At 53.8% G+C, this 6,039-nt stretch carries 10 protein-coding genes and 1 pseudogene; 3 read left to right on the forward strand and 8 right to left on the reverse strand.

Annotated features, from left to right (window positions below; genetic code table 11):
- Positions 1–8: 8 nt before the first annotated feature.
- On the reverse strand, positions 9–512 hold the full coding sequence (locus DQW50_RS04165; RefSeq protein WP_112078047.1) for a hypothetical protein: 504 nt from the start codon (positions 510–512) through the stop codon (positions 9–11).
- Between the two features lie 227 nt (positions 513–739).
- On the opposite strand from DQW50_RS04165, the gene DQW50_RS17575 reads away from it, so the two are divergent.
- On the forward strand, positions 740–973 hold the full coding sequence (locus DQW50_RS17575) for a hypothetical protein (protein WP_127341307.1): 234 nt from the start codon (positions 740–742) through the stop codon (positions 971–973).
- 222 nt (positions 974–1,195) lie between these two features.
- Here DQW50_RS17575 and DQW50_RS04170 read toward each other — a convergent pair whose 3' ends face one another.
- Complete coding sequence (locus DQW50_RS04170; protein WP_112078048.1) at positions 1,196–1,498, reverse strand: hypothetical protein; 303 nt, start codon at positions 1,496–1,498, stop codon at positions 1,196–1,198.
- A gap of 114 nt (positions 1,499–1,612) precedes the next feature.
- Between DQW50_RS04170 and DQW50_RS04175 the strand changes: the two genes are divergently transcribed.
- Positions 1,613–2,125, forward strand: coding sequence for a hypothetical protein (locus DQW50_RS04175; RefSeq protein ID WP_127341308.1), 513 nt, complete (start codon positions 1,613–1,615; stop codon positions 2,123–2,125).
- A 312-nt stretch (positions 2,126–2,437) separates the two neighbouring features.
- Here DQW50_RS04175 and DQW50_RS04180 read toward each other — a convergent pair whose 3' ends face one another.
- Complete coding sequence (locus DQW50_RS04180; RefSeq protein ID WP_112078050.1) at positions 2,438–3,409, reverse strand: tyrosine-type recombinase/integrase; 972 nt, start codon at positions 3,407–3,409, stop codon at positions 2,438–2,440.
- On the reverse strand, positions 3,409–3,756 hold the full coding sequence (locus DQW50_RS04185) for a hypothetical protein (RefSeq protein WP_112078051.1): 348 nt from the start codon (positions 3,754–3,756) through the stop codon (positions 3,409–3,411). The genes DQW50_RS04180 and DQW50_RS04185 overlap by 1 nt, the downstream gene beginning before the upstream one ends.
- Positions 3,757–3,816: 60 nt before the next feature.
- On the opposite strand from DQW50_RS04185, the gene DQW50_RS04190 reads away from it, so the two are divergent.
- Complete coding sequence (locus tag DQW50_RS04190) at positions 3,817–4,389, forward strand: hypothetical protein (RefSeq protein ID WP_241964328.1); 573 nt, start codon at positions 3,817–3,819, stop codon at positions 4,387–4,389.
- 42 nt (positions 4,390–4,431) lie between these two features.
- On the opposite strand, the gene DQW50_RS04195 is transcribed toward DQW50_RS04190, so the two are convergent.
- The 4 genes and pseudogenes from DQW50_RS04195 to DQW50_RS18370 form a co-directional block, all read right to left on the reverse strand.
- A complete protein-coding gene (locus DQW50_RS04195; protein WP_112078053.1) occupies positions 4,432–5,055 on the reverse strand; it encodes an alpha/beta hydrolase in 624 nt (207 codons plus the stop codon).
- Positions 5,056–5,068: 13 nt separating this feature from the next.
- Positions 5,069–5,467, reverse strand: a complete 399-nt coding sequence (locus DQW50_RS04200) for a DUF5778 family protein (RefSeq protein WP_112078054.1) — start codon at positions 5,465–5,467, stop codon at positions 5,069–5,071.
- 118 nt (positions 5,468–5,585) lie between these two features.
- A complete protein-coding gene (locus DQW50_RS17805; RefSeq protein ID WP_157964841.1) occupies positions 5,586–5,741 on the reverse strand; it encodes a hypothetical protein in 156 nt (51 codons plus the stop codon).
- Positions 5,742–5,902: 161 nt separating this feature from the next.
- Positions 5,903–6,039, reverse strand: a pseudogene (locus tag DQW50_RS18370) (A/G-specific adenine glycosylase); the annotation flags it as partial.

The following is a 6,039-nucleotide window of genomic DNA, read 5'->3' on the forward strand; positions in this document are numbered from 1 at the left end:
CAGCAAATTCAGATATTGCCTGCCTTCTGTTGCTCGAAGAATGTGTCTATCATCATCACAGCCCGAGACGCCGCAAGTTCAACTTCCTCTGAGTCAAACGAAGGTATCTCAATCGTCACGAAACTACTGCGATTCGCCTGAGTGTAGTCATAACTCTGGACTTTCACACCATCCTCTTCAACGAAGTCTTTGAGGGAATCCCAGACCTCATCTTCAATCTTCGTTCTCTCGAATAATAGTGTAACTTCAGTTCGTCCGATGTCTCGTAACAGATACCGTTTCACTATCCCACCGAGAGACTGAGGGGGATAACATCTGATTGACCCAATGGTCGCATTTAGCATATTCCCGTGGATGTGGTCTCCCTCGTAATTCTCTTTGAACCACCTCTGTCTATCGTCTATGTCAGTCAGCCGCCTGTCTGCGAGTTGCCAGTAGAAGTAGATACCACCTGCCAGAACAGAGCCAACCGCTCCGAGAATCAATATTCCAGTAACAACTGTGGAGAGCATAAACAACCAGTTCAGCCAACTCAACTTAATCGCTTGCCTACTATGGCAGTTGACAACCGAGAGACTGGTCTATATTGGACAGAAACGGGTATATTTATGAAAAATAGCCACGGGCTGGTGTCTCTATCATCTCACAGTATAGAAGAGCAGGAAACCACCACTGAGCAGATATTCGTAAATCCCAGAGCAAAGTTACTGCTTTAGGGGTGTGGAATGTAGATTCATATATGTCTAAAAGCAGAGAGAACTTCATCACTGTTCTCACGAGCATCGCAGTATGGACATCAGAACAGCGCCGAGGATTCACGATCTCGGAGTTAGCAGAACATACCCCTGAAGTCTCTGAACGGACAGTAAGGCGGTGTGTCGAGGATTTACAGGACAGTGAATATATAGACAAGAAAGAAGACGGGATGTATTATGCAACCATGACCCTCCAGCCTTCTATCTTCCATGACTGATTATATCTATTCTATTCAGTTGTGAAGTCTGTATATCGGGCTATGAACAGAAGCACGGACTCCCAGTATAGACATACATGAAGACTGGCACTCGTGAAACTATTCACACCAATAATATAGATTTTTGCTATACCTACGGTATAGCACAAAATCGAACCCCTGACGGAAGAAGAAAATAGTTGACAAGCGTTGTCAGAATCCGCTAAAAAATTTACCCACTAATTACCGGAAGTGTGAATAAAACTCGTCTTCCGCCATCGCATCCTCCATCTTGCCTCGGTCTCGTGCCTCCTGCTCGTCTTCAGTCATAAGTTCAAGTTCGTACAACACTCCCGCCAACTGACCCGCTACACGGTGCTGTGCCAGTTCCAATTCATGCCGTTCCCACTCGTCATCGCACTCCTCGATTTGATTCTCGATATCATCCATCTCAGCCTCTAAATGCTCGGCTTTGGAAATCTTAGCATTGTAGTCTACAGCGTCTGTACCCCGCAGAAAACTGTTTTTAAAGTCTGTTACTGACATTATACTTACATAATAGGGGGCAGGATTATAAAGGTTTCCCTGATTATGTATAGAGGGTATTACAATCACATAGGAGTGATACTTAAGACCCCCGACAACTTATTTAGATGTGTAATGTCTGACAAAAACCGCAAAACGGTATATATAAACGACGAAAACGCACAATTCGTAGAAAATTCAGTGGATAACTTCAGCGGGTTAGTAAACAAACTCGTTAGTGAACACCGACGAAGCCTCGATATGAGTGCCGAAGAGCAACTCGAAGAGCAACTCGAAGAACTTCAACAGGAAATGGAAGCACAGCGGGAAACTCTTGAAGAGAAGGAAGCGGAACAGGAACGCATCCAGAACAAACTCGAAAACCTACACGACGAGAAGGCACAGCGAGCCGATGATGTGGTCGCTATGGTCGCACAACTCTACCAGAACAAAATTAAACCGTCTATGTGGGTTCAGAACATGAAGAATAAAGCACTCGTGGGCAATCCAAAAGAACTCTTCAACTTTGTTGTAGACGAAACAGACCTCCTCCACGATTCAGGTTCGGACATCTACCGCAACGATATTGACCACTCCGAGGAAGAAATCGAGAAGGTACGAGACTGGTTCGAAGCACAACAAAACTGATTTTCCTTTTTATCAGGCTTATACCCTAATGTGTGATGTAACACCTTTAGTGTAATCGTAATACTGAGAAACACTAGCACACCACCCCGAACCAGTATCGAGAAAAAGACACCTCCCTGCCGTATAGCGGGTTTAAAAAATGACAACCATATAGGTATTACAATTACATAACGGGTATGATGTAATACCTCCACCCCTCCAGGAGCTAATAGTAGTAGTAGTATGGTAATAGTTAACAACTAAGCAACCAACAGCGGCAGCTGTTCAGCGGTGGGAACCTGTTTTTATTCTTCCCACTCTGTATGGAACAGCCTAAAGAGTGATTCCGTAGCGGTCTCGTTTGTCTATGCTGGCTGTGTCATCGATGTAGTTTTTTGCCGTTTCCAGATTTTCCCATCCCACGATATTCCTCAACGACATTATGTCGCCGTCGTTGTCTATCCAGTTTTGACAGAATGACCGCCTTAAGATGTGTGTCGTGTGTACAGACCGCTTTCGTCCGTCTGAATAAGTCTCGTATTCTTCTTCTATTGAACTGTTCTTCAACGCTCGCAGGAAGATACGACGCCCAATATCTGTGGATATGTTACTGTTATCGACTTTGACACCATTCTCTTCTGCTTCTTCTCGTTCTTCTATTTTATACTGGTTTGTGTTGGAAGCAATAAAGATGTAGTCGGAGTCTGGAGCGTGGTATTTGGCTCTGTATCCCTGATTTATGTAGGTATCTAACAGTCGGCGGGTCTTCCTATCAAAATAAACTGTGCGGTCTCCGAAGTCGGTCTTAACGGTCTCTATTTCTATCTCTCGTTCTTCGAGATCGAGTCGTGAGAGTTTAGCGTTACACGCCTCTGCGAGTCGCATTCCTGTTGAAGCCATTAACGAGAGAAGTGCTTTACCTCTCACCGTCTCGGCGGAGTCTACGAGGTCTCGCAGTTGGTCTGTTTCTAATGTTGGCTTTTTGTGTTCGGTTTTACTGCTGTTTAGGTCTGGGTCTGCTCGTTCAACTGGATTCTTTTCATCGCTGTCCATCAGGAGCCAGTCATAGAATACGGAGATAGAGCCGACATATTGTGCGGCAGTTGCTTCTGTTAACTCGTCTTCCAACCGTCCGACGAATAAGTCCATATCCCGCCCGCTGATGCCTTCGATGTCGATATTGTACTCGTCTATGAACGCCTCAAATCGACGGAGAGCGGACTGGTAGTTTTGGATTGTGCTTTTGGCTTTACTGCCCTTATTGCGGTCTAAGAACTGCTCTATCTCTCTGTGTTTAAATTCCATTACCAACGCCCCTCTTTCTTTTTCACATCGTCAGATACTCCTGCGAGTCTGTATACAACTTCTTCGCTAATCTCTTCGATTGTGGGTGTCTGTTCCTGAGTTTCAATTACTTCGGAACGAGTCTTCACCATCGTCTGTTCGAGTTCATCCAACCGACTGAGTACCTTCTCGCCTTCCAGAGTCTGACTTCCAGTCTCAGACTGATTTTCGAAGAGTACCTGTTCAACGCCGACCCGAATCGCCTGTGCTATACTCGCAAACTCGTCGGACTCATCTATCGCCTCTCGCCACCGTTTATGGCGTTCGTCTGTGATTTCGGTACCAACCATAGTTTTACCATCAGACATACCGTAGAGTACGATATGAGGCGTCTTATAACTGATGTATAGACTAGTTCGCTCCTGTAAATGCAAGGAGTGTGGCCGCCGCTGGCGCGGGTACAACTGACGTCGATGTGCCCGCAACGCCGGCGCCAGTCGTCGCTCCGGGTCCTCGCCCTCGTCGTGGCGGTCGCTCCCGTCACGTTCCTCCTCGGGCGTGCCGTCGGATTCTGGCGGGTCCGGCTGGCAGTCGGGAAGCTGCTCGCGCTTTTACCCGACGAGGGCGTCCCCGACCACGTCCGGGTCCTGCCGCCGCCGCCCGACGAGTACGTCGGAACCCTTCCACGCACGCCCGCAGCGACCCGCCGACTGCTTCCCGAGTGCGGCTTCTCCGAGTCGGTCCGCGCGTACGTCCACGCGTACGACCGCGACGGGGAGCCGGTCCACGAGGTCGGTAGCTTCGTCCACCGGCCCGCGGGGCTCACCGGCGACTGGCAGGTCCACGTGCGGCTGTTCCCGACCCCCGACGGATCGACGGAGGTGTGGGCCCACTGGGAGCGGAACCCATACGTGGCGCCGCTCGCACACCTCCGGATGGAGGGGTACGACCCCGCCCGCGGCGAGCGGATTGCTACGGACCTGATCGACGACCTGCGCTGACCCGGACCGGCCAGTGAGGGGGCTCCGGCCCACAGCGTCGACTCAGTCCGCGCCGAGCCGCGGCGCGAGGAAGTCGGCGACGGCCCCGGCGACGTCGTCGGTGCGACCGACGAAGAAGTGGTCCGAGTCGATCCCGACGACGTCGAGGGAACGCTCCCGTGCCCGCTCGACGACGGGCTCCCAGTCGGCGGTCGAGTCGCGGGTCGCGTACACGACGCGGACGGGCCCCTCCCACGCCGAGAGGTCGTCGAGGGCGGCGACCGCGTCGACGTCGGGGTTCAGCCTGGCGGTCGGCGCGAGCGCGCAGACGCCGGCGAGTTCCGGTCGGGAGCCGGCGGTCACGAGCGCGATGGTGCCGCCGAACGAGTAGCCGAACAGCCCCACTCGGTCGTATCGGTCGAGCGCCCAGCCGACGCTACGGTCGGCGTCGGTACACTCGCCGTATCCCTCGTCGTACGCGCCGTAGTCGAAGCGGAGGCAGTCGACGCCGCGGTCGGCGAGGGCGTCGCCCACGGCGACCAGCCGTTCGTCCCCGCGGTGGCCGCCGTAACGCGGATGTGGCGGACAGGCGACGACGACGGCGTCCGACCGACTCCCGTCGCTCCCGGCGGTATCGAGCGTCGCACGCACGTCGCGACCGCCGGGAACCAGGACGGGTTCGCTCACGGTCGAGGCCGCCTCAGGGGACCTGCGTCACGCGGTCGACGCCGTCGAGGTCAGCGAGATCGGCCGCGAGCGCCGCCTGGTCGACGCCGGCCTCGTAGTAGAACACGATGTCGAAGGTCCCGTCCCGCAGGAGCTGTTGACACTCCCAGACGAACGCCTCGTCGTCGAGCGTGCGTCCCTGGAACTGGTTCGACGAGAAGTCGGTGTCGTCGTTGCCCGCCTCGATGTACGTCTCGCCTTTGCCCGCGTGCTCGGCGATGACCTCGTTGGCGTCGACGGTGAGCTCGTGCATCTCGAGGTCCTCTTGTCCCGACAGCTCCGTGTGGACGATACAGCCGACGAGTTCGATCCCGCCGGGTTCCAAGAGCGCCTTCGTCCGTTGGTAGAGGTCCGACTCCAGGGTCTCGCTCATGTCCGATCGTTCGGTTCCTGTAATAAACGAGTGACGGTTCCGCTCCGTCATCGGGCCTCCTCGCCGGATTCACGGGCGACGACGGACGGAGTGTATGCCGCCGCGGATCCCCGTGGGCTTACTCTTCATCGGCCCCTTCGGCGTTCGATACCTGCTCGGGGATCGTCCCGCTGATGGCGTTGACGTACCCGTCCGCAAGCAGGTAGATACAATCGTACCCGAACTGACTGGTGATCTGGTGGCTCTCCCACTTCGTCTCCTCGGGCGGTTCCACCGCCGGTCCGTCGACGGCGTCTAGGTTGCCGGTTCCCGACCCGCCTCTGATCCGCTCCGACGGCGGCTTCGTACTGAGAACTCGAGTGTACCGGCCACGTCGTCTTCTCGTATATGTGTCATGTATGGCTCTCGGGGACCGTTTGAGGAATCGAAACCGGACTACTGGAGGCGAGCAGTTATCTGATCGTCCCCTTTCTCGATCTGGACGAGACCGTCGTCGTCGAGGTCCGAAAGGAGACCTCGAAGCCACTCCCGTCCGTGCTCCCCATCAGGAGTGTAATCAACTCGGATCCGAT

This window comes from Halorubrum sp. 48-1-W (genome assembly GCF_003287355.1).
GTDB lineage: Archaea > Halobacteriota > Halobacteria > Halobacteriales > Haloferacaceae > Halorubrum.